This window comes from Flavobacterium sp. P1_E4, from assembly GCF_056405915.1.
Map to the genome: position 1 here is coordinate 106,925 of NZ_JBFUBE010000001.1, position 23,973 is coordinate 130,897.

The window sequence follows — 23,973 nt, forward strand, 5'->3', positions numbered from 1 at the left end:
TCAGATATCTTATCTAGAATAATTAAGATGAACTAAATAATAAATAAATTGCGAACCAAATACTTTTATCTAGCCATTACTTTTTTATTATTCTTTTTCAACAGCAAAATTATGGCACAAAACTCCTTTAATTTAGCAAACACGAAAGGTCAAGAAGTTATTATACTTGTCACAAATGATGGTGCCAAAAATGCTGCAACAATTTTAAAAACATATTTGGACCAGGCTTTTGAAATTCCTTTTTTCATACAAGTTGACAATCCAAAAAGTAATCATAACTCAAAAATAATTCTGGAAATTACTTTCGATAAAAACGCGGTTCAAGAAAATACTTTTGTCATCAAAAGTGACGAGAAGAACATTTATCTGATTGGTTCGAATGAGAAAACTTTGCGTTATGCCGTTTACACTTTACTGGAAATTTGGGGATTTAGAAAATACACAGCAAAAGACAGTTTCATTCCAAAGTTGAAACAAGTATCCTTTCCTAAAAATTCAAATCAAGCCTACAAACCTTCATTTGAATACCGTGCCTTATTTTATCCCGATTGTTATGATGAAGATTTCAGGGATTGGCACAAACTGGACTGGCATATCAATGATTTCGGAATTTGGGGACATTCGTTTTATAAATTATTGAATGCCAAAACCTATTTCAAAACCAATCCCGAGTTTTTTGCTTACTACGAAGGACAGCGAAACACTGAATCGTTATGCATGTCCAACGACACTGTGGTCGAAATTATAACAAAGAAAATGAGTGAAATAATTACTCGAAATCCAAATGCAAGCTTTTTCTCGGTGAGCCAAAATGACGATGCCGTTTATTGCGAATGCGACAGATGCAAAACCCTGAACGAAAAACACGGAGGCCCGCAAGGTTCCTTTTATTATTTTCTGAATAAAATAGCAGCTCAATTTCCAAAGACAAGAATCACGACATTAGCTTATCTCCACACCTATAGAGCTCCAGTAAATCTAAAAATTGAACCCAACATCTACACTCTTTTTTGCCCAATACAATTGAATCGCGGAAAAGCAATTACTGAAGCACCAAACAATGCTGCCTTTTTGGATATTCTAAAAAATTGGAGCACAACTGCCCAACACTTGTATTTATGGGATTATACGATAGAATTCACCAATTATCTTTCACCTTTTCCTAATTTTCAAACCTTTGCAAAGAATTACAAACTTTTCGAGCAAAATCAGGTGAAAGGTCTTTTTGTACAAGGATATGCCGATGTACCTGGAGATTTATATGAATTAAGACAATATCTTTTGGCCAAAATCATTTGGAATACCCAAATCGATATCGAAGAAGTCACCAATGATTTTCTAAATGGCTTTTACGGAAAGGCTGCACCATTTGTTAAAAAATACATTAATTTGTTAACTCTATATCAAGAAAAAGCAAATCGATATCTAGACATTTATACGGACCCAATTCAAAACAGGAATACTTTTCTCAGTCCCGAGGCTATGGATCAATACGATAAAATCATAAGCCAAGCCGAAAACGCTGTCAATGACAATCCAACTTTGACAAAACGAATTCTAAAATTGAGACTGGCTCTGGAATATGTATATTTTGAGCAAGCTAAATTTTACGGGAAAGACAAGCACGGAATGTTTGCGGGCAAAAATAAAGATGATCAAGGAAAACAACTTAGAGAAAGAGTGCTAAGCTTTACAAAAAATTGTAATGCCTTTGGAATTTATGAGCTCAGTGAAGGTGGCTTATCACCAGACCGATATTATGAAGAATGGCTAGCTATAGAAAAAAACACCTGTAACCATTTGGGAGAAAAATACAAAGTTCGTTTTTTGACTCCTCCAGCCGATGAAAACACGGGTAAAGGAAGTTATGGACTGGTTGACGGTGTTCGCGGATACAAAAATCCTGCTATCAACTGGATTGGTTGGTACGGCACTAATCCCGAAATTGAAATCACGACCCAAAAATTAAATTTCAACACTATCCGAATCAATTCCTTAAATGATCAAAGACATTGGATTTTTACACCCAAAAAAATCAGTGTCTATGGACTTAAAAAAGACAAATGGCAACTTATCACCCAATTGGAAAGCGATAAATTAACGGAGGATTCCGAAACAACCATAAAATCTTGGGAATTTAAATCGAATAACTTCAGCAGATATGACGTTCTAAAAATTGAAGTCGAAAATCTTAATGAATTGCCTATTTGGAGAAAACGAAAAAACAAAAAACCAATGGTAATGATTGATGAAATTGAGTTGAATAATAAATAATACTAACCTAAATTCTATCATACTTTTTTTCTTTTTAGCTGATGGCAAAATAGCCAAATGCTACCCCTTAGCCCCGATTAAAGTGAAAATCCTCTCGTTTTTTTCGGGAGATTGTAACGGAAAGCGGGACGATAATAACAAAAATGCCTAATCTTTCTGCACCAAATTAACATTCTACAATTCTTCTTAGTTTACACACATTTACATATTTTCAATGATGCTTCTTCAATCATTGGGCACTTCTTTACTCTAACTTAATCATTAACAGATATATAAAATTGGGAACAATTTAAGACTCTTTATCAAAACTTTAAGAGGTTTAAAAACAGTAAATAAATGTTTGGCATAGTTGTTGTAAATATACAACAAATGCATTTCAACGGATTTATTTGCATTTTATGGATTTTTAAAATCTATAAACTCCTAAGGGAACGATTAAAAGATAAAAACATGAACAATTCAGATTTAAAAATATTGATTGCAGAGGATGATATATTGATGATTAAAATCCTTGAATTCATTCTTAAAAAAGAAGGATATCAGGTAACATCATGTAAAGATGGTTTGAGTGCTATAGAGAAAATTCCCGTACTCATACCAGACTTGATTATTACTGATATTATGCTTCCTTTTCGTTCTGGACTTGAAATAATAGGATATTCTAAGGAAACCTTTGAAAACATTCCTGTTATTGTGGTTTCATCATTAGGTGAAGAAGAAGGGACAGTCATTGAGGCTTTTAATTTGGGAGCTGATGATTTTGTATCTAAGCCTTTTAATCCAAATGAATTATTGCTTAGAGTAAAACGTTTATTTGCAAAAAAGAATTACAGCATAAAACCAAAAGAAGTGGAAGTGAGCATTAGTGCTTAAAACCATTTGTTTTGTTTGTTTACCTAAACCTCTGATTATTATTTCCCCAAGTAATTTTTCAGAGGTTTTATCATTATAGACATTTACTCCTATTCAAAATGCAACAGTCCATTCCAAAATAAAGCCAAAGTTAGCTTGACCTTTCTTTCCTTAGTTTCAAAAAACCTATCTTTGCACAAAATTAAAACAATAATGAGCACTTTCGAACAATTCAATCTCCCTAAATCTGTACAAAAAGCAATAACCGATTTAGGTTTTACATCCCCAACTCCTATTCAGGAAAAAACTTTTTCTGTGATAATGTCTGGCCGTGATATGATGGGAATTGCGCAAACAGGTACTGGTAAAACATTTGCCTATTTATTGCCTTTATTAAAATTATACAAATTTACGCCAGGACATACTCCAAAAATAGTAATCCTTGTTCCAACTCGTGAACTAGTAGTTCAGGTTGTGGAAGAAGTCGAAAAATTGACAAAATACATGTCGGTTCGTACTATTGGAATTTTTGGTGGGGTAAATATTAATACTCAAAAAACCTTGGTTTATCAAGGATGCGATATACTTGTGGGAACTCCTGGTAGAGTTATGGATTTAACGTTGGATAATGTAATCCGCTTTGAGGAAATGCAAAAACTGGTTATCGATGAGTTTGACGAAATGTTGAATTTAGGATTCCGTACTCAGTTGACTTCAATTTTGGCTATGATGCCAAAAAAACGTCAAAACATATTATTCTCGGCAACAATGACCGATGAAGTAGATGCAATTTTGAATGACTATTTTGATTATCCTGAAGAAGTTACTCTATCTGCATCAGGAACACCACTTGAAAACATTACACAAATCACATATCAAGTCCCTAATTTCAATACCAAAATCAATCTTTTAAAACACTTATTAGAAACCAATGAAGACATGAGTCGTGTATTGGTTTTTGTGAATAACAAAAAGATTTCTGATATGGTTCATCAACGTGTCGAGGAAGATTTTGAAGGTCAGTTTGGTGTAATCCACTCCAATAAATCTCAAAATTACCGTTTAAGCACAATGGCTGAATTTCAAGAAGGAAATCTTCGTGGATTGATCACTACCGATATTATGGCGAGAGGTTTGGATATTTCAAACATTACCCATGTAATCAACTTCGAGATGCCGGAATTACCAGAATTGTACATGCACCGTATTGGTAGAACGGGTCGTGCCGATGCCACAGGAACTGCTATAAGTTTAATCACGCCTCGAGAAGAAGAATCAAAAGTAGCTATCGAAATTTTGATGAATACAGAATTGGAAGTGGAAATTTTTCCTGAAGAAGTGGAAGTATCTTTAAAATTAATCGAGCCAGAAAAAGACAGACAGCCTATAAAGTTTTTGATGAAAAAACAAAAACTAGAAGGTGATGGCGCTTTTCAAGAGAAAAGTAAAAAGAATAAAAAAGTTAATCTAGGGGGACCTGGTGTAACTAAGAAGAAAACACATGGTTCTGTAAATAGAAATATGCTTAAAAACCAAGCCAAAAAACGTAAGGATAAAAAATAAGTAAGCAGAATTAAGTATTAAGTTAACCAAATAGCCCATAGTTAAAACTATGGGCTATTTGGTTTTATATAAAAAACGATAACTGAATACTTAATACTGAACACTTTTTTACTTTGCAAACACCAAACAAACAGGAGAACACAAATCAAATCTTTTCTTTGTATCGGTCAAAGTTCCTTTTCTTTTATTAATCTTAAAAATTATAATATCATTAGTATACTGATGCGCTACCAAAAGAAACTTGCCAGTTGGATCAATAGCAAAATTTCTTGGACCTTTACCCAAAGTACTGACTTGCCCTTTTGATTTTAGTTTTCCTTTTCCTGAAATTTTAAAAATCGAAATTGTATTTGCATCTCCTCTGTTTGATGCATATAAAAATTTTCCGTTTGGAGAAACATGAATATCAGCTGAGCTAAAAGTTCCTTTATAATCTTTAGCTAAAATAGTTGTTTCATTAATTTGTGTTAGCTTACCGTCTGCATAACTAAAAGTTGTCAATGAACCATCCAATTCTTGCAATAGGTAAACATATTTTCCTTTTTTGCTAAATGTCAAATGTCTTGGTCCACTCCCCGCTTTTACCGAAACACTGTCTTTTAATGTTAAAACATCAGAAGTAGCAGTTGGATTATAATTATATATATACACTTTATCGGTCCCCAAATCATTACTCAAAACATATTTTTTATCCGGTGAAAAATAAACCATATGAACGTGTGGCTTTTCTTGTCTTTCGGCATTCACACCTTTACCGTAATGTTGAATAACTTGTTTAGCTTCAGTCAAACTACCGTCCTCGTTTTTACCAAAAACAGAAATATTTCCACCTGAATAATTCGCAACTATAACATTTTTGTCATCATTGATAAGATAACATGGGTCGGCTCCTTTGGAACTTACTGTATTTATTGAACTAGGTTTCCCGCTTACTGCATCGAATGCAAAAGAACTTACGGTACTTGCTCCTCCATTTTCATTTACGGCATAAATAAATTTTTCATCCTTGGAAAGCGATAAATAACTTGGATTAACGATACTATCTGATGATTTTTTTAATCTTATTTGAGCATTATTTGTATCAAATTCATACACATAAATACCTCTGCTATAACATGGATTGGTATAGGTACCTACAAGAAGATTGACTTTGTTTTTTTGAGCCAACATTGGGGCTAGAGAAAAAATTAATAAAAGAAATAGGTAGACTTTTTTCATATTTATAGTTTTCAGAATAGCTAAAATACTTATTTTCTTTCAGAATTCCCCTATTTCCTTTCTATTTTGAAAAATAATAACAACATCATGAGAAACTGTCAACAAATTTGTATTTTTGACTCACAAAATCTTACGAACTTCATTGTTATAAAATCCTGTGAAGCAAACAAAAACTTAGAATGCATTTTAAACAACCCGAAATTCTATACTTTCTATTCCTGTTTATTGTTCCAATTTTGGTGCATTTATTTCAATTAAGACGTTTCAAAAAAGAATATTTCACTAATGTTCGTTTCCTAAAAGCACTTTCTATTCAAACCCGAAAAAGTTCCAAAATCAAAAAATGGTTGCTTTTGGCCTGTAGAATACTTTTATTGACCTGTATTATCCTTGCCTTTGCCCAACCATTTTTCGAATCCAAAGACAGTAAAAATGCAAGCAATGAAATGTACATTGTCTTGGACAATTCCTTTAGTATGCAGGCCAAAGGAAAAAAAGGGGAATTATTAAAACGTGCCATTCAGGAATTGTTAGAAGAAACTCCAGAAAACGCAAATTTTTCTTTATTAACCAATAGCAACAATTATTGGAATACGGATATCAAAACCATTAGAAGTGAATTACAAAACTTGAAATACAGTGCGATTCCTTTTCAATTGGACAATATTATAGCTAAAATAAAAGCACATAAATCGGCTTTCAAGAAAGATATTGTAATCATCACCGATGCCGTGGGACTGGATCAAAATCAATTAAAAAACATTGACACTGATAACGTTCCCTATTTTATCGTATCAAAGGCAGAGCAAAAAAATAATGTGGCTATTGACAGTGTTTTTATTCGCCAAACGCTTGATGATTTTTACGAATTAAGTATAAACACCACAAATTACAGTACCAATTTTAAACCCGTTCCTGTGGCTTTGTACAATCAAAACAAACTGATTGCCAAAACCATCATTAATTTTAAAAACAAAAAGGAAACTATAAATTTCACTATTCCAAAACAGCCTTTTCATGGTTATGTTTCTATAGAGGACAATGATCTAACCTACGACAATAAATTGTTTTTCAGCATTTCAAAAATCAAAAAGATAAACATCATCAGCATCGGAGTACCCGAAAAAAACAATTTCCTAGCCCGAATTTATACCGATGATGAATTCAATTATAGTTCTTTTACGTTAAGCACTTTGGATTACAACAGTATCGACAAACAAGATGCCATCGTTTTGAATGAACTGGACGAAATCCCACAAGCCTTGCAAACTACTTTAAAAGCGTTTGTGAACAAAGGTGGGAATCTGATTGTAATTCCATCTGAAACGGCTTCGATACCCAATTTAAATACTTTATTGAATCAGTTTGGCTCAACTCAATTCCAATCATTGGAATCAAATGAAAAACTGATTACCAAAATCAACTTCAGTCATCCGTTATTTGCTGGCGTTTTTGAAAACAAAATCAATAATTTTCAATATCCAAAAACCAAAAAGGAATTTACAATTTCCAGCACAAGTCCTGCGGTTTTAAATTTTGAGGATCAATCGCCGTTTTTAATTGGGCTTCGAAATGCAGTTTCATCAGTTTATGTTTTTTCTGCACCTATAAATGCTTCAAATTCTAATTTTCAACAGTCGCCTTTGATTGTTCCTGTCTTTTACAAAATGGCTTTATGCAAGCTAAATAATGGTATAAATGCCAACACTATTGGTAATAACAGCTCCTATATTGTTTCTGTTCTTTTATCCAAAGATGAAATTCTGACTGTAAAAAATTCAGAAGAACAATTTATCCCAGTGCAACAACTGCTGAATAACAAAGTGCAATTATTCTTTAATGATTACCCAGAAAAAGCAGGTAATTACACCATATATGATTCTAAAAAACCAATAGAAAACATCAGCTTTAATTACCCAAGAACCGAAAGCAATCTGGATCAAGTCAACGAAAACATATTATCCGATTATAAAACAAGTGATTCCATTTCAACCATTTTTGATACGCTACAAACCAACCGAAGCGACAATCAAATTTGGAAATGGTTTATTATCTTTGCACTACTCTTCCTAGCATTGGAAATGGCAATTATCAAATTTGTGAAATAACAATCCGGTTTCTAAAAATTATAAAAACAACATGAAAATAATCATCCGAGAAGCAAAAATTATCGATTCGAAAAGTCCCTTTCACAATCAGACTATAGATCTTTTAATTGTAGATGGTTTTATAAAAAAAATAGGGACGGCACTTCCAAATACCGATGATTCCGAAGAACTAAAGCTAGACAATCTTCACCTTTCACAAGGATGGTTTGACAGTAGTATTTCCCTTGGTGAGCCTGGATTTGAAGATAGGGAAACTATCGCAAACGGACTAGATGTTGCTGCCAAAAGCGGTTTTACTGCCATTGCTTTGCAACCCAACTCCTATCCTATTATTGACAATCAAGCCCCAGTAAATTTTGTAAAAAACAAAGCCAATGGTTTTGCCACACAACTCTTTCCAATTGGAGCTTTAACCAAAGAAAGCGAAGGCAAAGACATGGCCGAATTATATGACATGAAAAATTCTGGTGCTGTTGCCTTTGGTGATTACACGAAAAGTTTAGACAATGCCAATTTGCTAAAAATAGCTTTGCAATACGTACAGGATTTTGATGGATTGGTTATCGCCTTTGCACAGGATGACAAAATAAAAGGGAACGGCGTCGCTAATGAAGGTGTTGTTTCTACTCGATTAGGACTGAAAGGCATTCCTGACTTGGCTGAAGAATTACAGATTGCACGAAACTTATTTTTATTGGAATACACAGGAGGCAAAATGCATATCCCAACCATTTCTTCAGCAAAATCGGTTCAATTAATTAAAGACGCTAAAGCAAAAGGTCTAAATGTTACTTGTAGCGTAGCCGTTCATCATTTGGTATTGACCGATGAAAAACTGGAAGGATTTGACACCCGTTACAAAGTCACTCCGCCATTAAAAACTGAAAGTGATAGGCAAACATTGATTAATGGAATTCTAGACGGAACTATCGATATAATCACATCAGATCACAATCCAATAGACATTGAACACAAAAAAATGGAGTTTGATATGGCCAAAAACGGAACTATTGGTTTAGAAAGTGCTTTTGGAGCTTTGATGACTGTACTTCCATTAGAAACCATAATCGAAAAATTTACCTCTGGAAAAGCGATTTTTAGCATTCCAAATCATAGCATCAGCGAAGGTGAAATTGCTAATATTACTTTATTCAACCCAGAAGGCATAAGCATATTCACAAAAGAAAACATACTTTCAAAATCCAAGAATTCAGCATTTCTAGGTACTTCTCTAAAAGGGAAGGCTTATGGAATTTTGAATCAAGGAAAATTAATCTTAGGATAACCAAATAGCATGAACAACAATATTGAAGCTGGAAAAACAGCAGCCATTACCAGTTATATTTTAGGAATTGGCGTATTTATAGCCATGTCAATGAATAGTGGTGAAGACAAAAATGAATTTGCTTCTTTCCATATTCGTCAGGGACTAGGACTTACACTTACTTTTATTTCTTTGGGATTAATCATTAGCAATTTTGACAGCCTGATGATTTCTGCACCTATGTGGATTTTTGTTTCTGTTTTGTGGACCTATGGTATTTTCAGTGCCATAAAAGGCGAAACAAAACCAGTTCCGTTACTTGGAGAGTTCTTTCAGAAATGGCTTAAAAGCATATCATAAATTAAATTCTGAATACCAAAATATAAAAAATGAATCTATCCTTAGAATATAAAATAAGAGAACCAAAAGTCATTCTCGACAAAAATCCATTATTATTATTGCTTCACGGATATGGCAGTAACGAAGCAGATTTATTTTCATTTGCAAGCGAATTGCAAAACGAATATTATATTATCTCCGCCCGTGCTCCTTACGATTTGCAATATGGAAGTTATGCTTGGTATGCTATTAATTTTGATGCTGATCAAAATAAATTCTCCGATAACGATCAAGCTCGAATTTCTAGAGATGTAATTGCTAATTTTATTGATGAATTGGTTGCCAATTATCCTATTGATGCCAATGATGCTAACCTAATTGGTTTTAGTCAGGGTTCAATTTTGAGTTATGCAGTGGCGCTTTCATATCCAGAAAAAGTGAATAAAGTGGTAGCGATGAGCGGTTATATCAATTTAGAAATCGTAGCCGAAGATTACTTAAAAAATAACCTAAGCAAACTAAAAATATTTGCATCCCACGGAACAGTAGATCAGGTAATCCCTGTAGATTGGGCTAGAAAAACACCTGCACTTTTAGAGAAATTAAATGTTGCTGTAACCTATAAAGAATATCCTGTAGGCCATGGAGTTGCTCCACAAAACTTTTTTGATTTTAAGAATTGGCTTGTTGAAAATTAGTAATCTGTTCTGTAGAAATTTATAAAAAAGTGGTCAGTTTTTTAGTAGTCAGCTATTAACTGAATACTAAAAAACTGACCACTAAACACTTAATACTGACTTTTACTTTTGATATAAAAAAGACTGATTTACTTCAAAAGAAACGCTTTCGTCATCGTTGATAAAATATTTCAACAATACTTCGCCCCAATATTCTCCGTCGCTGTAATCAGCGATTATCCAACGGTGGTTCAACACTTTTACTTTATTAATTGAAAACTTAGTAGCTCCCAATTGTTCCTGTCCTGTGTAAGGATTCCCTTTTGGATTAGCATTCAAATCCAATAACTGTCCCGTCACGTAAGGAATTAAGGTCTCAAAATTTCTAATTTTATCCGACTTAGCCGATTCGAAATAATTTTGGGCATTTTCATTTTTTTCCAATGAAAAATAATTGGCATCTGATAGTTTATTGGTAACAGACTGTAGACTATCTTTTAATTTGGTAGTCGTTTTTGTGTATTTTTCTTGCTCAAAAGTCACCTCTTTACTTAAATACATATAGGTATAAATATTAAAAACTAAAGACAAAATTAAAGCGTAAAGGAGTAATGATTTTTTCATTTGTTGATTAAATTGTAATTTCTAAATTATCGTAAGCCAGGAAAACATTTTCTGGCAATCTTTTTTGAACGACTTCGTGAAAACCGAGCATGTGACTGATATGTGTAAGATATGCTTTTTCGGGTTTCAGCAAAGCTATAAAATCGAGGGCTTCCTGCAAATTAAAATGTGTATTATGAGGTTCTTCGCGCAAAGCATTTACCACCAATACTTTAAGACCTCTCAATTTATCTATTTCGGCCTCTTCAATGGTCTTCACATCCGTTAAATAGGCAAAATCATCAATTCTAAACCCAAAAACCTGGAGATTTCCGTGCATTACAGTTATTGGAATAGCCATCTTGTTACCTATCGGAAAAGGAACTTCGTTAAATATTTCAATAGTCTTTACCGAGGGAGATCCAGGATATTTATTTTCAGTTTCAAAAATGTAGTCGAATCGCTTTTCAATATTGGCAAGTACTCGTTTATGGGCATAAATCGGAATCTCTCCCTGCTTATAATTGAAGGGGCGAATATCGTCCAAACCAGCCGTATGATCGGCATGTTCGTGCGTAAATAAGATACCATCTATTTTTCTGCAATTGGACGCCAACATTTGTTGCCTGAAATCAGGTCCGCAATCGATAACGTACGAATGACCTTCCCACGTGATCCAAGCCGAAACTCGGAGCCTTTTATCCTTAAAATCAGTGCTTTTACAAACTTCATGATCACTCCCTATAATTGGAATTCCTTGAGACGTACCTGTACCTAAAAAATATACCTTCAATTGTCTTTCTTTTTTTTACAAAAATAGGATTAATTCTCTTTCATTAGAAGCCGAATTAGTTAACTTTGTAACATAATCGCCGAATTTAAATAAAAAAAAATGGAAGCCAAAATAAAACTAAAAGGGGACAAAGTTATTGAGCAAATTCCTTCTTTAAAGGATAAAGCACTTCGTATCAATTTAAATGAAAATATATACGGAACTTTTGCTGAAATTGGGGCTGGTCAAGAAACAGTGAGACATTTTTTTAGATCAGGTGGATCATCGGGAACAATCGCAAAAGCAATGTCTGCCTATGATAAAGACTTTAGTGATGCAGTTTATGGAATTGAAGAAGACGGTCGATATGTAACCGAAAGCCGCCTTAAAAAGATGCTTACCTTTGAAGGTGAACTAATTGAAGAGAGACTAAGCAGAACAAAACATCCTAATAAAATGTTTTTCAGTTATGCCAATACAGTTGCCACAATAGATTTTGCAAAACAATTTAAAGGTCACGGTTGGGTTGGAATCAGATACCAATTGGATCCTAATGAAGATTATAACGAAATTATTATCCATATCCGTTTCAAAGAAACCGATTCTAGATTACAACAAGAAACTTTAGGCGTATTGGGAGTTAATTTAATTTATGGTGCTTTCTATAAATACAATGACCCTAAAAAATTACTGCGTTACTTATATGATCACTTAGACAAAGACCAACTGGAAATTGACACCATCAATTTCTCAGGTCCCCGTTTTGCTGATGTAGACAATCGATTGATGAGTTTACAATTGGTAAAAAATGGAATGACCGATGCGGTAATGTTCAATCCTGAAGGAAAAAATGTATTGCCTGCAGCCATTTTGTACAAGAAAAACATACTTGCTTTCAGAGGAAGTTTCCGTCCGGTTACCAAGGTAAATATGGATATGTACAAACAGTCTCTAAAAATGTTTTTGGAAGAAAACAAAGTAGAGAAAGAAAACACATTGGTAATTTTCGAAATTACATTATCTAATTTACGTTCCGATGGTGAAATTGACGAAAGAGACTTTATGGATCGTGCCGAATTGCTTTGCTCTTTGGGACAAACCGTAATGATATCCAATTTCCAGGAATACTATAAAGTTGTCGAATATTTTTCTAATTATACCAAAGCCAGAATGGGTCTTGCAATGGGAGTTAACAACTTAGTCGATATATTTGACGAGAAATATTACCGTCATTTGAGCGGAGGAATATTGGAAGCCTTTGGAAAATTATTCTATCGCGACATGAAGGTTTTCTTGTACCCAATGATGGGCGAAGAAGGAGAAATCATAACTTCCAAAAACTTAAAAGTTCATCCTAGAATGAAAGAATTATACAAATTCTTTAAATTCAACGGAAAAGTAGTTGACATTGAGGATTACAATCCTGAAATATTAGAGGTATTCTCTCGTGAAGTATTGAAAATGATCGGTGCAGGAAAACCAGGTTGGGAAGAAATGTTACCACCAGGAGTTCCAGAAATCATTAAAGAAAAACATCTTTTTGGATATCATCCCAATTCGCTTCTGGAAGCGAGTAATTAAAATTACATTATTCAAAACAGAAAAATCCAAGAAAGACAAATTGTTCTTCTTGGATTTTTTTTGTTTTAAAAGAGAATTTTCCAAAGCTCGTTTGGGCGTGCCACCATTAGAAAAAGGGGGCAACTCATAGTAACGCTTATTCGCCCCCTTTCCCTAATGCTGTCGTGCTGTCCACGTTACAAGGTAACTTGCTCCCATCACTCACGCGGTAGCAAGAACTTCAGATAAAACGACACCTTTTGATATTTATAAATAATAACCAAAGAAAGCATTTCAAAAAACATTTTTATTTCAATATTTGATCAGCGTGGACTTTAGTTTTCACCTCCGAAATTACTTCGTCAATGATTCCATTTTCGTCAATTACAAAGGTTGTTCTGTGAATTCCGTCATATTCTCTTCCCATAAACTTTTTTGGTCCCCAAACTCCAAAGGCATTGATTACAGACTTATCCTCGTCTGCCAATAACGGAAAAGGTAGTTCGTATTTATCCCTGAACTTGGCTTGTGCTTTTGCACTATCGGCACTTACACCCAAAAGTTCATAATTATTGGCTTTAAAACGCTCGAAATTATCTCTTAAATCACAAGCCTCAGTTGTGCAACCCGGAGTAGAAGCTTTTGGATAAAAGAAAACCACTAACTTTTTGCCCACATAATCGGCTAGTTGATGTGATTTCCCATCTTGGTCTACTCCTGAAAATTTTGGTGCTTGATCCCCTTTTTTTAATGTAGTCATATTTTTAGATACTAAATTACTAAGTGGCTAAGGTACTAAGTTTTGAAAAAAATAGCATTCATAATTCTATTCAAAAACTAAATAATACTATTTTTACATTCAGTAAAAAATTTAGAAACTTAGATTCTTAGTAACTCAGCAACTCAAAAAATGACCAAACAGGAACGCATAACATTTGTTATAAATACGTTGAATGAACTATACCCTACTATCCCAATTCCGCTAGACCATAAAGACCCTTATACATTATTGATTGCAGTTTTGCTTTCAGCCCAATGCACGGATGTCCGCGTGAATCAAATCACACCATTACTTTTTGCCAAAGCAGACAATCCATATGATATGATTAAAATGTCGGTGGAAGAAATTAAGGAAATCATTCGCCCTTGTGGTTTATCACCTATGAAATCGAAAGGAATTCATGGTTTGTCGCAAATTTTGATTGAGAAACACAATGGGCAAGTACCACAAAGTTTCGAATATCTGGAAGAATTACCCGCAGTAGGACATAAAACAGCCAGTGTGGTGATGTCTCAAGCTTTTGGAGTTCCGGCGTTTCCGGTTGATACACACATCCACAGATTGATGTATCGATGGAATTTGACAAATGGCAAAAATGTAGTTCAAACCGAAAAAGATGCCAAACGTATTTTCCCAGAAGAATTATGGAACGACTTACACCTTCAGATTATTTGGTACGGACGAGAGTATTCTCCAGCAAGAGGATGGAATTTGGAGAAAGACATTATCACTAAAACTGTAGGTCGAAAATCAGTTTTGAGTGAATTTACCAAAAAGTAATTTGGCCATAAATAATAAATTTCACTAATCTCATAAAGAAATTAGTGAAACTTGTTATTCAAGCCAACATTGCGAAACTTGAATTATCTTCTTATCATGAAGCTGATTAATTGACTATAATTTCAAAAACCTTACCCTCTATTTTCACTATTTTTAATGCTTTAGAGTAATTTAATAATAAAGACACCACTTCTTTATCCGGTTTCATTTTTTTAGAAATTTTCAATGCTTTAGAGTAATTCTTTTCCATATGAAGTATAAATTTTATTTTATACTACAACGGGAGAATTATCTATTTATTATCAATTTGTCAAAACAATTTGATGTTTGTCAATAATTTTTCGCAAATTCATTATAGCATATCGCATTCTGCCCAAGGCTGTATTGATACTCACTCCAGTTGTTTCAGAAATTTCCTTGAAACTCATATCTTGATACATACGCATCATCAAAACTTCTTTTTGATCTAAGGGAAGCTCTTCAACTAATCTACGAATATCAACCTCAACTTGATCGGCAATAATTTGGTTTTCAACTGTAAGGGAATCATCAGACATTATAGAAAAAATAGAAAATTCTTCAGTTTCTCTGAAGAGTGGCATTTTTTTTGATTTTCTATAAAAATCAATTATTAAATTGTGTGCAATCCTCATTACCCAAGGTAAAAACTTACCTTCTTCGTTATATGATTGAGTTTTCAAAGTTTTAATAACTTTGATGAAAGTATCTTGAAAGATATCATTTGAAACCTCTCTATCGGCTACTTTAGAATAGATGAATCCATAAATTTTAGATTCATGTCTTTTGATTAATACAGCCAAGGAGTTTTCGTCACCAGCCATATAATCCTTTACTAATAAAGCATCAGATTGTTGTAAATTTGCCATAGCAATTTCTTTTTAGATTTGTTAGTTTTCGGGGAATCTTCTAAAAAGTAGTTCTATGCGATAGGCTTATGGAGGTTATTTAGGTTAATTATTTGTCAAATTTAACAAATAATTATCAAAAGTAGCAAGAAAAAAAATGATAAATGTTATTTTTTTCATTTTAAAACACTTCTTGCAAGGCAATCACAATCTAAATACAAAAACAATAAATATCTGTAATACATCATTATAGGCTCTATATTCAGAAAACATAGAATAAAAAAGGATAAGAATACATTATCTTATCAATATAAAGGAGCAGAAGATTATACCTACAAGGTCTTAGTGACCTTGCAGGATGGAATGCTTTATTTAAGTTAAAATAGTAAAATTTTAAACTCCTATTTTATGTTTTACTGATAAACTTTAATATAATCGACAATAAATTCTTGTGGAAATACTGTGTCATCAACAGCTGGTCCACCAAAATTACCACCAATTGCCATATTAACCAAAAAATAAAAAGGTTTATTAAAAGGCCACGTATCTTCATTTTTGACTGTTGGCTGGAAAGTATAAACCAAATCTTTATCTACAAAAAAATCGATTTTGTCTTTAGTCCATTCTATTGCATAGAGATGAAAACCTTCTTCAATATTGTGTATCGCCGTTTTCTTGGTATTAATGGAATTTCCGTGACTGTCTTGCGTATGCAAAGTTGTAAAAACCGTGTGAGGTTCTCGACCTATGTATTCCAAAATATCAATTTCACCACATTTTGGCCAACCCACTTCTTTAAAATTAGAGCCTAGCATCCAGAAAGCAGGCCACAAACCATGACCCAAAGGTAATTTGGCTCTAGCTTCAAGACGCCCATATTGAAATTCTTTTTTACTTTTGGTATTGATTCGGGTAGACGTATATTTATCACCATCCTTTTTGGCGGTAATAATTAAATTTCCCTTTTCTATTCTATGATTTTGATCGGTGTACAACTGTCGCTCATTATTTCCCCAACCACAATTGGGACAACCATCACCAATTTCGATATTCCAAACTTTATCATTTAAAGTTTCACCGTCGAAATTCTCTTCCCAAACCAATTTACGTTTGGTTTGTTGTCCAAATACAGTCCCGCATAATAGCAAGATTACCATTAATTTATTCATATTATTTTATTTTACAAATTGAAAATCGCCTTTTAATGTCTCTACAGAATTCCCTCCTACAAAGACTTTAAAATCCCCTGCTTCGGCTTCCCATTTAGAATTTGCAGTAAAAAACTCGATAGTTTTTTCATTAATAACAAAAGTCACTTTCTTAACTTCATCTGGTTGTAATTCAATCATTTCAAACCCTTTCAATTCCAAAACTGGTCGAGTGACACTTCCTATTAAATCTCTGATATACAATTGAACTACTTCCTTTCCAACTACTTTACCTGTGTTTTTTATTGAAACTGAAACTTCTATTTTACCATCTTTTGAAAAATATTGAGATGATAATTTCAAATCTGAATATTCAAATTTCGAATAACTCAAACCAAAGCCAAAAGGATATAATGGTGTATTTTTCTCATCGATATAATGAGACCAAAAAACGCTTTCAGGCTCATTCATCACTGGCCTTCCAGTATTTTTATGATTGTAATAAATAGGTATTTGAGCTACGTTTCTAGGAAAAGTCATAGGTAATTTTCCACTTGGATTGTAATCTCCATAAAGGACTTGGGCAATAGCATTCCCACTTTGGGTCCCTAATTGCCAAGCTTCAACAATAGCAGGAATATGTTCTTCTGCCCAAGGAATTATTAAAGGACGTCCATTATTCAAAACCAAGACAATATTAGGATTCACTTTATATACAGCTTCTAACAATTCTTGTTGAACGCCTGGTAAACCCAAATCAGTTCTGCTTCTACCCTCACCGGATTGTAAACCATATTCTCCTAAAACCATTATAACAACATCTGCATTTTTGGCGACAATCAAAGCTTCCTCAAACCCAGATTTATCGGTTGTATTTATTTTGGTTTCGAATATAAATTTTGGCGATCCCAAAACAACATCAGCACCTTTAGCATATGTCAACTGATTCCCTTTATAGGCTTGTAATCCTTCTAAAACAGAAACTGCAGTATTATCATCGGCAGCAATTCTCCAACTCCCAAGCGGACTTGTTTTATCATTTGCCAACGCACCAATCAAAGCTAATTTTTGCCCCGACTTTTTTAAGGGCAATAACTCATTACTATTTTTCAACAACACAATCGATTTTTTGGCCATATCCAAAACTTCCTTTTGGAATTCTGGTTTTCCAACAGTAGCCAACTCTCTTGCTTCATCACAGTATTTATATGGGTTTTCAAATAAACCCAATTCAAATTTAACTCTTAATATTCTTCGAACTGCATCATCAACAGTAGTTTCTTTTACTTTTCCTTCTCTAACCAATTGAGCCAAATAATCTACATAAGCGCTGGATTCCATATCCATATCCGAACCTGCATTTATAGCTAATTCAGCTGCTTGTTTTTCATCTTTAGCATATCCATGAGCTTTCATTTCGCCTATTGAACCCCAATCAGAAACCACAAAACCTTGAAACTTCCAATCTCCTTTTAGAATTTGTCTTTGCAGGTATTTATTTCCTGTAGCAGGAATTCCGTCGAGTTCGTTAAAGGAATTCATAAATGTTCGAACTCCAGCATCCAAAGCAGCTTTAAAAGGAGGAAAAACAACATTCTGCAAGGTAGATTCTCCAACATCCACAGTATTATAATCTCTACCTGATTCAGCAAAAGCATAAGCTGCAAAATGTTTGGCGCAAGCCAAAATATTTTTATTGGAACTTAAATCGCCCTGAAAGCCTTTGACACGGGCTTCGGCTATACGGCTTCCTAAATAAGTATCTTCCCCTGCTCCTTCCATCACACGTCCCCAACGCGCATCACGGGACACATCTACCATAGGGGCAAACGTCCAGTTTATTCCTACTGATGAAGCTTCATCCGCAGCCATCTCAGCAGATTTTCGAATAGCATCCAAATCCCAACTGGCCGATTCTGCAAGCGGTATTGGGCTAATGGTTTTATATCCATGAATGACATCAAAACCAAAAAGAAGTGGAATCCCCAATCGGGTTTGTTCAACAGCAATTTTCTGCAAGGCTCTTACATCTTTTACCCCTTTTACATTTAGCATAGAACCTACCAACCCTTTTTTGAGATCTTCATATTTCTTGGCTGCCAATCCTTCTTTTGGAGTTGGACCTGTTACATCCCAAAAACCATTGTATTGGTTAAGCTGCCCAACTTTTTCTTCAAGAGTCATTTTCTTCAAAAGTGTTTCTACTTTTTTATCCAAAGAAATGGTGTTTTTAGAATTTACTTGAGCTTGAACTACCCCCATACCTAAGAATCCAACAGCTAAAAGCAAATAGGATTTTCTAATTATTTGTATCATAACTTACAATTTAAAAAAATAAGAAGATTGAATAGTACCCAATCTTCTTATTCCCAATTACTAATTCAAAAATTTATTGAAATACTTTCACATAATCAACCTCCATAGAAGATTCTGTAAAAGCAGGATCGATAGCTCCACCTAGAGAACCTCCCATAGCCACATTCAAAATCATAAAGAAATTATTGCGAAATGGTAATGTAGTATCCGAATTGTCAAAAGTGAAGTACAAAGCTCCATCTAGATAGAATCGAATCGTTTTAGGTGACCAGATGGTTTTATAGATATGAAACTCTGAAGCAGCATTTGCAATAACAGTTGTTTTAAATGGTGCATCTCCACCTGAATGACCTGGATAATGCAAAGCCGATTGAGTCTGCAATGGTTTTGCTCCAACAAATTCCATGAAATCAATTTCTCCAATAGCTGGCCAACTTCCAGCTCCAGCACCAAGTGACCAAAAAGCGGGCCAAGTTCCAGCACCCGTTGGCATTTTGGCTCTCATCTCAATTTTACCATACTTGAAATCATACAATCCTTGAGTTTTGATTCTGGCAGAAGAATATTCTGCCCCTCCAGAAGCTTCTTTAATAGCAGTGATTATAAGGCTCCCTCCAAGAACTTTTGCATTTTTGGCAAGATTAGTATAATTCTGTTTTTCACTATTACCCCATCCACTGGCACCAAGATCATAAGTCCATTTTGCAGGATCAGGAGCGCCATCAGTATTGAATTCATCAGACCAAACCAAGTTGGTATAGTCAGTAGTATCCTCAGCAGCTGGAACAGAAGTTGTAAACGTTTGATACCAAGCCAGTGCAGTATTATTGGCTTGAACAAATCGCACTACCATTCTATTTTCGGTAAGTGACATAATCTCATATTGCGTTGCACCAGCATAATAACCCATAAAACCTCCATCAGAAAAGTTCATCACTGTTCCTGTCGTTTCTTTTGCAGCATCGGGGTTTTGAGAAACAAAGGAGGTTGAAGGGCTTAAAGCTACTATCTTAGTTCCAGCAGTATTGTAAGGAAGACAAGCATCGTCTCCTCCATTAGTTCCACCAGCAACACTCTTGTATGAGTTATGGAAAAAAGTGTTTCCTTTATTATCCTGTTTAAATTCTATTTTACCATCTACTAATGCAAAAGTATAATCGCCATCGTAGAAACAAGTGGCCGATTTTTCAAATGGAGCTGCTTGATACCATAATGGAAAATAATTCTCGCCTGCATTATTACTATTTGGTCCTACACCAAGATGTCCTTTTTCGGCAGCAGCCAAATACCATTTTTTCCCAGTAGCAGTCCCACCTGTAAGCATTTGTGTTGATTTTTCATCGCTAAAATTGCTTAGCACCGTTACATCTACAGTAGTATTGGTAGTAATACCACCTTTACCAGAAGCAATTACAGTAACAGTATAAGTATTTACTCCAACAGTTGTAAAAGCATGTTCTGTCACGCCTCCAGGGGAATTCTGAGTAATTCCATCTCCATAAACATATTTATATGAAATCGCATTATCAGCTGTAGCAGTAAACTTTACTTTTCCAGAACCGTCCCCGTTTGGAGCATCTGCTGTTTTTCCAACAATATCTACCGTAATCTGGAGATTTGAAGGAGCGTCTAATGACCCAAAAGAAAAATTATCCTCTTGGCAGTTGACCATTAATAGTAAACTAAAAAGGGCCGCTATATTTATAAGTATTTTTTTCATGTTCCGTAATTTTTAGTTGGATTGTTTAATATCATCAAAGTAATAGACCGAACCTGTTCCATTTACTCCGAAATCTGGAAATAATATCACTCTATCATACAAATTAGCTGTATTGAAAGCAGCAGAACTGGTAAGATCAAAAGTTAAAACTTCCCATGCATTGGCAACTGTTGAAGTCGCCTCTACTTCTACAAAAACAGTTGGATTCCCATTCCCATCTTTTGGAGAGGTTGAAACTTCCATTTTGTATAATATTTTAGCTCCCGCTTTTGGAGACCAAACAGAAACTTTTACAGTTGTCCCTTTTGAAAAATCAACCGAAGAATCCAAATTCAAACTAGCACCAGCCCATACTTGAGCACCTGATGGCTTTTCGATTTTAATTACTTTATCAGATATATTTATTCCTGATTTTTCAGGATTAGCAATTACAGCTGCAGGAATTGGTCCAAAATTTGCATCACCAAAACCACTCCAAGTGTAAGTCAATGTAGCAGATTCAGAATCAATAGGTAACTGGATCAATTGTGAAGGCGCTTTATAGAAATAAATATTATCTATAAAAACAGTCCCAGCTCCCGAAGGACTTCCAACAAACTTAAACTGTTTTAAATCATTTAACGGTAAACCTTGGCTTGTAAAATCAGATAGTGGAATGTCAAAACTATTCCATTGATTTGGCACCAATGCTTTTCTAACAAACCTTTCATCTGCTGGTTTTACTCCATTTGGAAGCGGATAGATGTCGATTGACATATTATCAGCAGACCAAATATCAATATGAAGAGTTTCCATAGCTGAAGCGTCTACAGAGGAACCAATATCAATTCCTTGATAACTTAGTTTTATATAATTAAGCATTTTATCTCCATTCAAATCAAACTCAGCATAAGTGCCTGATTGTCCCCAATTTGGATTAAAATTAGTACCAGCAATATTTGTATATTTTGAACTATAAATTGAAATCACATCACCTGCCTGTCTATTAGGTTGTATTGGAGCCGATGCACTAGGTTTACTAACCAAAGTAACCGTAAAATCCTCTGTATATTCAGTAGTTTTAATTGCAGCACTTTTGGAAACCACTCGGATTTTATAAACTCCTGCCTCTTGATAAACATAAGAAACAGATTCTCCATTATTTACAGAAATAGGATCTGGTTTACCCTCTTCTCCAAAATAAACATCATAGAATAAAGCAAAATCAGCTGTTGCTGTCACTGTAACTTTTTTGGACACTGTCAGATCATTTGTAATAACCACTACTAAATTTTCTGGTGATTTAAAAGAAACCACTACTTCTTGGGTTACTTCTGTTCTTTTTCCATTTAAAGTAGTACCCACTATTTTAGACTGATATACTCCTTCTTTATAAACATGAGAGACAGTTTCTCCTGGATTTACAAATGCAGGTTCTGTTGTATCATCTCCAAAGTATATTTCATATTGAGTAACACCTTCCCCTTTTGGTAAAAAAGTTACTTTACCTGTATTATCCTGCGTAACCGTAGTTAATGCAGAGATATTAGTTGGAGCTGCAGCAGCATCCAAATCAACCGAACTATTGTCATCAGTACAACCAAAAGTGATTGCAAGAACAAAAAGACTTATAATAAAATGTATTTTTCTCATAATAATAGTTTTTTAATATCCAGGATTTTGACTCCAATTACCGTTTGAAAATTGAATTTCCTGTAAAGGAATTGGGAATAATTCATTTTTGCCTGCTGTGAATCCACTGATAGCTCCTGCCGCTTTCCCTGTACGGACTAAATCGAAGAAACGGAAACCTTCTCCAACAAATTCAACTCTTCTTTCTTTCCAAATTGCATCTGTTAAAGCAGTTCCAACCGAAGATATTCTATGATTAGTATCTCCAAAAGCACGATCTCTCACTTGATTCAAATAGCCTAAAGCTTCAGTATCGTTTATACCCCCTCTATTCAAAGCTTCAGCAGCCATTAATAATACATCAGCATAACGTATAGACCTGTAATTATTTGGATTGGTTAAATTCAAATCACCTTGGGCATCAGAACTTCTTTTTCTTGGCAAGTATTTTTGATTAAAATATCCCGTATCTTCATTTCCTTTACCATAAGTAGCATTATTAGCAGCTGCCCAAGCAGCAATGTCTAGCAGAGAAGCATCTAATCTTGTATCTCCCACTTCAAAAGCATTATAGGTCTCTTTAGTTGGTACATTAAAACTAAAACCAGAAGTGTATTTTGGTCCTTCATAGCCTCTTATTCCGCTAAATCCTACTGCTACATTACCGTCAACACATTGCAAACAAGTAAAACTACCTCCTTTTACATCTGTATATTGTACTTCGAAAATAGATTCGGATCCATTTTCTCCTGCCATTTCAAAAATAGAAGCGTAGTCAGAAACCAAAGAATATTTTGAAGAAGTAATTACCTGTCTCAAAACTGCAGCAGCTTCTGGAAATTTATTATCATACAGATAAGCTTTTCCTAACAATGCAAGAGCAGCTCCTTTGGTAGCTCTTCCAGTTTGTGATGCTGTAGGTGATAAATTGTCGGCAGCATAAATTAAATCGGCTTCGATTGATGCATACACTTCCGCAGCTGAAGAACGAGGTATTGAAGTTTCATCCCCTGGAGCAAATCTTTTATCCCCTTTCATTGGAATTCCACCAAACCATTTTACCAATTCAAAATGATAATAGGCTCTAAGAAAACGAGCTTCACCAATAATTTGGTTTTTCCCTTCAAAATCGGTTTTATCTTTAAACTCCAAAATGTAATTTGTTCTTTGAACACCAGCAAACATCCAATCCCAAATATTCTTAAGATTATCATTTACCTGAGTATGCGTCATGTCGTCAATTTGCTGAAAACCGGGTACATCTGTGGCACTTTCTCCACCTGCTAAGGTATTATCAGAGGCTATTTCCCCTAACAAAACATTCACATAAGAAGACTGTAGCAGATCATATGCAGCCACTAATGCATTTTCGTAATCTGTCTTCGAATTAAAATAATTCTCTGAATCAATTGAGTATTTCGGCTCACGATTTACAAACTCATCGGAGCACGATATAGTGGTAAGAGAGAAGATACCAATACTTGCAATTGCAATATATATATACTTTTTCATAATAATGAA

Annotated in this window: 20 protein-coding genes; 9 read left to right on the forward strand and 11 right to left on the reverse strand. The window is 34.3% G+C overall.

The window, feature by feature from the left end; genetic code table 11:
- Positions 1–111: 111 nt before the first annotated feature.
- The 3 genes from AC1DY0_RS00550 (at position 112) to AC1DY0_RS00560 (ending at position 4,689) form a co-directional block, all read left to right on the forward strand.
- Positions 112–2,274 carry a DUF4838 domain-containing protein gene (locus AC1DY0_RS00550; RefSeq protein WP_477186743.1) on the forward strand — a complete coding sequence of 721 codons (2,163 nt, stop codon included), beginning with the start codon at positions 112–114 and terminating at the stop codon, positions 2,272–2,274.
- A 450-nt stretch (positions 2,275–2,724) separates the two neighbouring features.
- Positions 2,725–3,147 (forward strand): response regulator transcription factor, encoded by a 423-nt coding sequence (locus tag AC1DY0_RS00555; protein ID WP_477186744.1) that lies wholly within the window; start codon positions 2,725–2,727, stop codon positions 3,145–3,147.
- A 192-nt stretch (positions 3,148–3,339) separates the two neighbouring features.
- Positions 3,340–4,689, forward strand: a complete 1,350-nt coding sequence (locus AC1DY0_RS00560; protein WP_477186745.1) for a DEAD/DEAH box helicase — start codon at positions 3,340–3,342, stop codon at positions 4,687–4,689.
- A 108-nt stretch (positions 4,690–4,797) separates the two neighbouring features.
- Here AC1DY0_RS00560 and AC1DY0_RS00565 read toward each other — a convergent pair whose 3' ends face one another.
- A complete protein-coding gene (locus AC1DY0_RS00565) occupies positions 4,798–5,907 on the reverse strand; it encodes a lactonase family protein (RefSeq protein ID WP_477186746.1) in 1,110 nt (369 codons plus the stop codon).
- A gap of 179 nt (positions 5,908–6,086) precedes the next feature.
- Here AC1DY0_RS00565 and AC1DY0_RS00570 point away from each other — a divergent pair, with 179 nt between their 5' ends.
- Genes AC1DY0_RS00570 through AC1DY0_RS00585 form a run of 4 tightly spaced genes read left to right on the forward strand, consistent with a single transcriptional unit; the run spans position 6,087 to position 10,316 of the window.
- Positions 6,087–8,015: a BatA domain-containing protein gene (locus AC1DY0_RS00570; protein WP_477186747.1), complete on the forward strand. Its 1,929-nt coding sequence runs from the start codon at positions 6,087–6,089 to the stop codon at positions 8,013–8,015.
- Positions 8,016–8,046: 31 nt separating this feature from the next.
- Entirely contained in the window at positions 8,047–9,300 is a 1,254-nt protein-coding gene (locus AC1DY0_RS00575; protein ID WP_477186748.1) for a dihydroorotase, read from the forward strand.
- A 9-nt stretch (positions 9,301–9,309) separates the two neighbouring features.
- Positions 9,310–9,639: a hypothetical protein gene (locus AC1DY0_RS00580; RefSeq protein ID WP_116795682.1), complete on the forward strand. Its 330-nt coding sequence runs from the start codon at positions 9,310–9,312 to the stop codon at positions 9,637–9,639.
- A 29-nt stretch (positions 9,640–9,668) separates the two neighbouring features.
- Positions 9,669–10,316 carry an alpha/beta hydrolase gene (locus AC1DY0_RS00585; RefSeq protein WP_477186749.1) on the forward strand — a complete coding sequence of 216 codons (648 nt, stop codon included), beginning with the start codon at positions 9,669–9,671 and terminating at the stop codon, positions 10,314–10,316.
- A gap of 102 nt (positions 10,317–10,418) precedes the next feature.
- Here AC1DY0_RS00585 and AC1DY0_RS00590 read toward each other — a convergent pair whose 3' ends face one another.
- A complete protein-coding gene (locus AC1DY0_RS00590) occupies positions 10,419–10,919 on the reverse strand; it encodes a hypothetical protein (RefSeq protein ID WP_477186750.1) in 501 nt (166 codons plus the stop codon).
- Between the two features lie 7 nt (positions 10,920–10,926).
- Positions 10,927–11,691: an MBL fold metallo-hydrolase gene (locus tag AC1DY0_RS00595; RefSeq protein ID WP_477186751.1), complete on the reverse strand. Its 765-nt coding sequence runs from the start codon at positions 11,689–11,691 to the stop codon at positions 10,927–10,929.
- A gap of 99 nt (positions 11,692–11,790) precedes the next feature.
- Between AC1DY0_RS00595 and AC1DY0_RS00600 the strand changes: the two genes are divergently transcribed.
- Positions 11,791–13,251 (forward strand): TonB-dependent receptor, encoded by a 1,461-nt coding sequence (locus AC1DY0_RS00600; protein WP_477186752.1) that lies wholly within the window; start codon positions 11,791–11,793, stop codon positions 13,249–13,251.
- A 286-nt stretch (positions 13,252–13,537) separates the two neighbouring features.
- Here the strand turns inward: AC1DY0_RS00600 and bcp are convergent, their stop codons facing one another.
- On the reverse strand, positions 13,538–13,990 hold the full coding sequence (gene bcp, locus AC1DY0_RS00605) for a thioredoxin-dependent thiol peroxidase (protein ID WP_477186753.1): 453 nt from the start codon (positions 13,988–13,990) through the stop codon (positions 13,538–13,540).
- Positions 13,991–14,140: 150 nt separating this feature from the next.
- On the opposite strand from bcp, the gene AC1DY0_RS00610 reads away from it, so the two are divergent.
- On the forward strand, positions 14,141–14,791 hold the full coding sequence (locus AC1DY0_RS00610; protein ID WP_477186754.1) for an endonuclease III domain-containing protein: 651 nt from the start codon (positions 14,141–14,143) through the stop codon (positions 14,789–14,791).
- 106 nt (positions 14,792–14,897) lie between these two features.
- Here the strand turns inward: AC1DY0_RS00610 and AC1DY0_RS00615 are convergent, their stop codons facing one another.
- The 7 genes from AC1DY0_RS00615 to AC1DY0_RS00645 all read right to left on the reverse strand — a co-directional run bounded on the left by AC1DY0_RS00615 (position 14,898) and on the right by AC1DY0_RS00645 (position 23,964).
- The gene (locus tag AC1DY0_RS00615) at positions 14,898–15,041 is read right to left on the reverse strand and encodes a hypothetical protein (RefSeq protein ID WP_477186755.1); all 144 of its coding nucleotides are present in this window, start codon (positions 15,039–15,041) and stop codon (positions 14,898–14,900) included.
- 52 nt (positions 15,042–15,093) lie between these two features.
- Positions 15,094–15,678: an RNA polymerase sigma factor gene (locus AC1DY0_RS00620; protein ID WP_477186756.1), complete on the reverse strand. Its 585-nt coding sequence runs from the start codon at positions 15,676–15,678 to the stop codon at positions 15,094–15,096.
- Positions 15,679–16,070: 392 nt separating this feature from the next.
- Complete coding sequence (locus tag AC1DY0_RS00625) at positions 16,071–16,826, reverse strand: glycoside hydrolase family 16 protein (RefSeq protein WP_477186757.1); 756 nt, start codon at positions 16,824–16,826, stop codon at positions 16,071–16,073.
- Positions 16,827–16,832: 6 nt separating this feature from the next.
- Positions 16,833–19,067 (reverse strand): beta-glucosidase BglX, encoded by a 2,235-nt coding sequence (gene bglX / locus AC1DY0_RS00630; protein WP_477186977.1) that lies wholly within the window; start codon positions 19,065–19,067, stop codon positions 16,833–16,835.
- A 127-nt stretch (positions 19,068–19,194) separates the two neighbouring features.
- The gene (locus AC1DY0_RS00635; protein WP_477186758.1) at positions 19,195–20,841 is read right to left on the reverse strand and encodes a glycoside hydrolase family 16 protein; all 1,647 of its coding nucleotides are present in this window, start codon (positions 20,839–20,841) and stop codon (positions 19,195–19,197) included.
- Between the two features lie 12 nt (positions 20,842–20,853).
- A complete protein-coding gene (locus AC1DY0_RS00640; RefSeq protein ID WP_477186759.1) occupies positions 20,854–22,473 on the reverse strand; it encodes a carbohydrate binding domain-containing protein in 1,620 nt (539 codons plus the stop codon).
- Positions 22,474–22,485: 12 nt separating this feature from the next.
- Entirely contained in the window at positions 22,486–23,964 is a 1,479-nt protein-coding gene (locus AC1DY0_RS00645; protein WP_477186760.1) for a RagB/SusD family nutrient uptake outer membrane protein, read from the reverse strand.
- Positions 23,965–23,973: the final 9 nt, after the last annotated feature.

Excerpts from the sequence above, each read along its gene's own strand:
- AC1DY0_RS00550 (WP_477186743.1), top strand. The coding sequence starts at position 112 with ATGGCACAAAACTCCTTTAATTTAGCAAACACGAAAGGTCAAGAAGTT.
- AC1DY0_RS00585 (WP_477186749.1), top strand. The coding sequence starts at position 9,669 with ATGAATCTATCCTTAGAATATAAAATAAGAGAACCAAAAGTCATTCTC.
- AC1DY0_RS00610 (WP_477186754.1), top strand. The coding sequence starts at position 14,141 with ATGACCAAACAGGAACGCATAACATTTGTTATAAATACGTTGAATGAA.
- AC1DY0_RS00570 (WP_477186747.1), top strand. The coding sequence starts at position 6,087 with ATGCATTTTAAACAACCCGAAATTCTATACTTTCTATTCCTGTTTATT.
- AC1DY0_RS00560 (WP_477186745.1), top strand. The coding sequence starts at position 3,340 with ATGAGCACTTTCGAACAATTCAATCTCCCTAAATCTGTACAAAAAGCA.
- AC1DY0_RS00580 (WP_116795682.1), top strand. The coding sequence starts at position 9,310 with ATGAACAACAATATTGAAGCTGGAAAAACAGCAGCCATTACCAGTTAT.
- AC1DY0_RS00575 (WP_477186748.1), top strand. The coding sequence starts at position 8,047 with ATGAAAATAATCATCCGAGAAGCAAAAATTATCGATTCGAAAAGTCCC.
- AC1DY0_RS00620 (WP_477186756.1), bottom strand. The coding sequence starts at position 15,678 with ATGGCAAATTTACAACAATCTGATGCTTTATTAGTAAAGGATTATATG.
- AC1DY0_RS00640 (WP_477186759.1), bottom strand. The coding sequence starts at position 22,473 with ATGAGAAAAATACATTTTATTATAAGTCTTTTTGTTCTTGCAATCACT.
- AC1DY0_RS00565 (WP_477186746.1), bottom strand. The coding sequence starts at position 5,907 with ATGAAAAAAGTCTACCTATTTCTTTTATTAATTTTTTCTCTAGCCCCA.
- AC1DY0_RS00590 (WP_477186750.1), bottom strand. The coding sequence starts at position 10,919 with ATGAAAAAATCATTACTCCTTTACGCTTTAATTTTGTCTTTAGTTTTT.
- AC1DY0_RS00555 (WP_477186744.1), top strand. The coding sequence starts at position 2,725 with ATGAACAATTCAGATTTAAAAATATTGATTGCAGAGGATGATATATTG.
- AC1DY0_RS00600 (WP_477186752.1), top strand. The coding sequence starts at position 11,791 with ATGGAAGCCAAAATAAAACTAAAAGGGGACAAAGTTATTGAGCAAATT.
- AC1DY0_RS00645 (WP_477186760.1), bottom strand. The coding sequence starts at position 23,964 with ATGAAAAAGTATATATATATTGCAATTGCAAGTATTGGTATCTTCTCT.
- AC1DY0_RS00615 (WP_477186755.1), bottom strand. The coding sequence starts at position 15,041 with ATGGAAAAGAATTACTCTAAAGCATTGAAAATTTCTAAAAAAATGAAA.
- AC1DY0_RS00635 (WP_477186758.1), bottom strand. The coding sequence starts at position 20,841 with ATGAAAAAAATACTTATAAATATAGCGGCCCTTTTTAGTTTACTATTA.
- bcp (WP_477186753.1), bottom strand. The coding sequence starts at position 13,990 with ATGACTACATTAAAAAAAGGGGATCAAGCACCAAAATTTTCAGGAGTA.
- bglX (WP_477186977.1), bottom strand. The coding sequence starts at position 19,067 with ATGGGGGTAGTTCAAGCTCAAGTAAATTCTAAAAACACCATTTCTTTG.
- AC1DY0_RS00625 (WP_477186757.1), bottom strand. The coding sequence starts at position 16,826 with ATGAATAAATTAATGGTAATCTTGCTATTATGCGGGACTGTATTTGGA.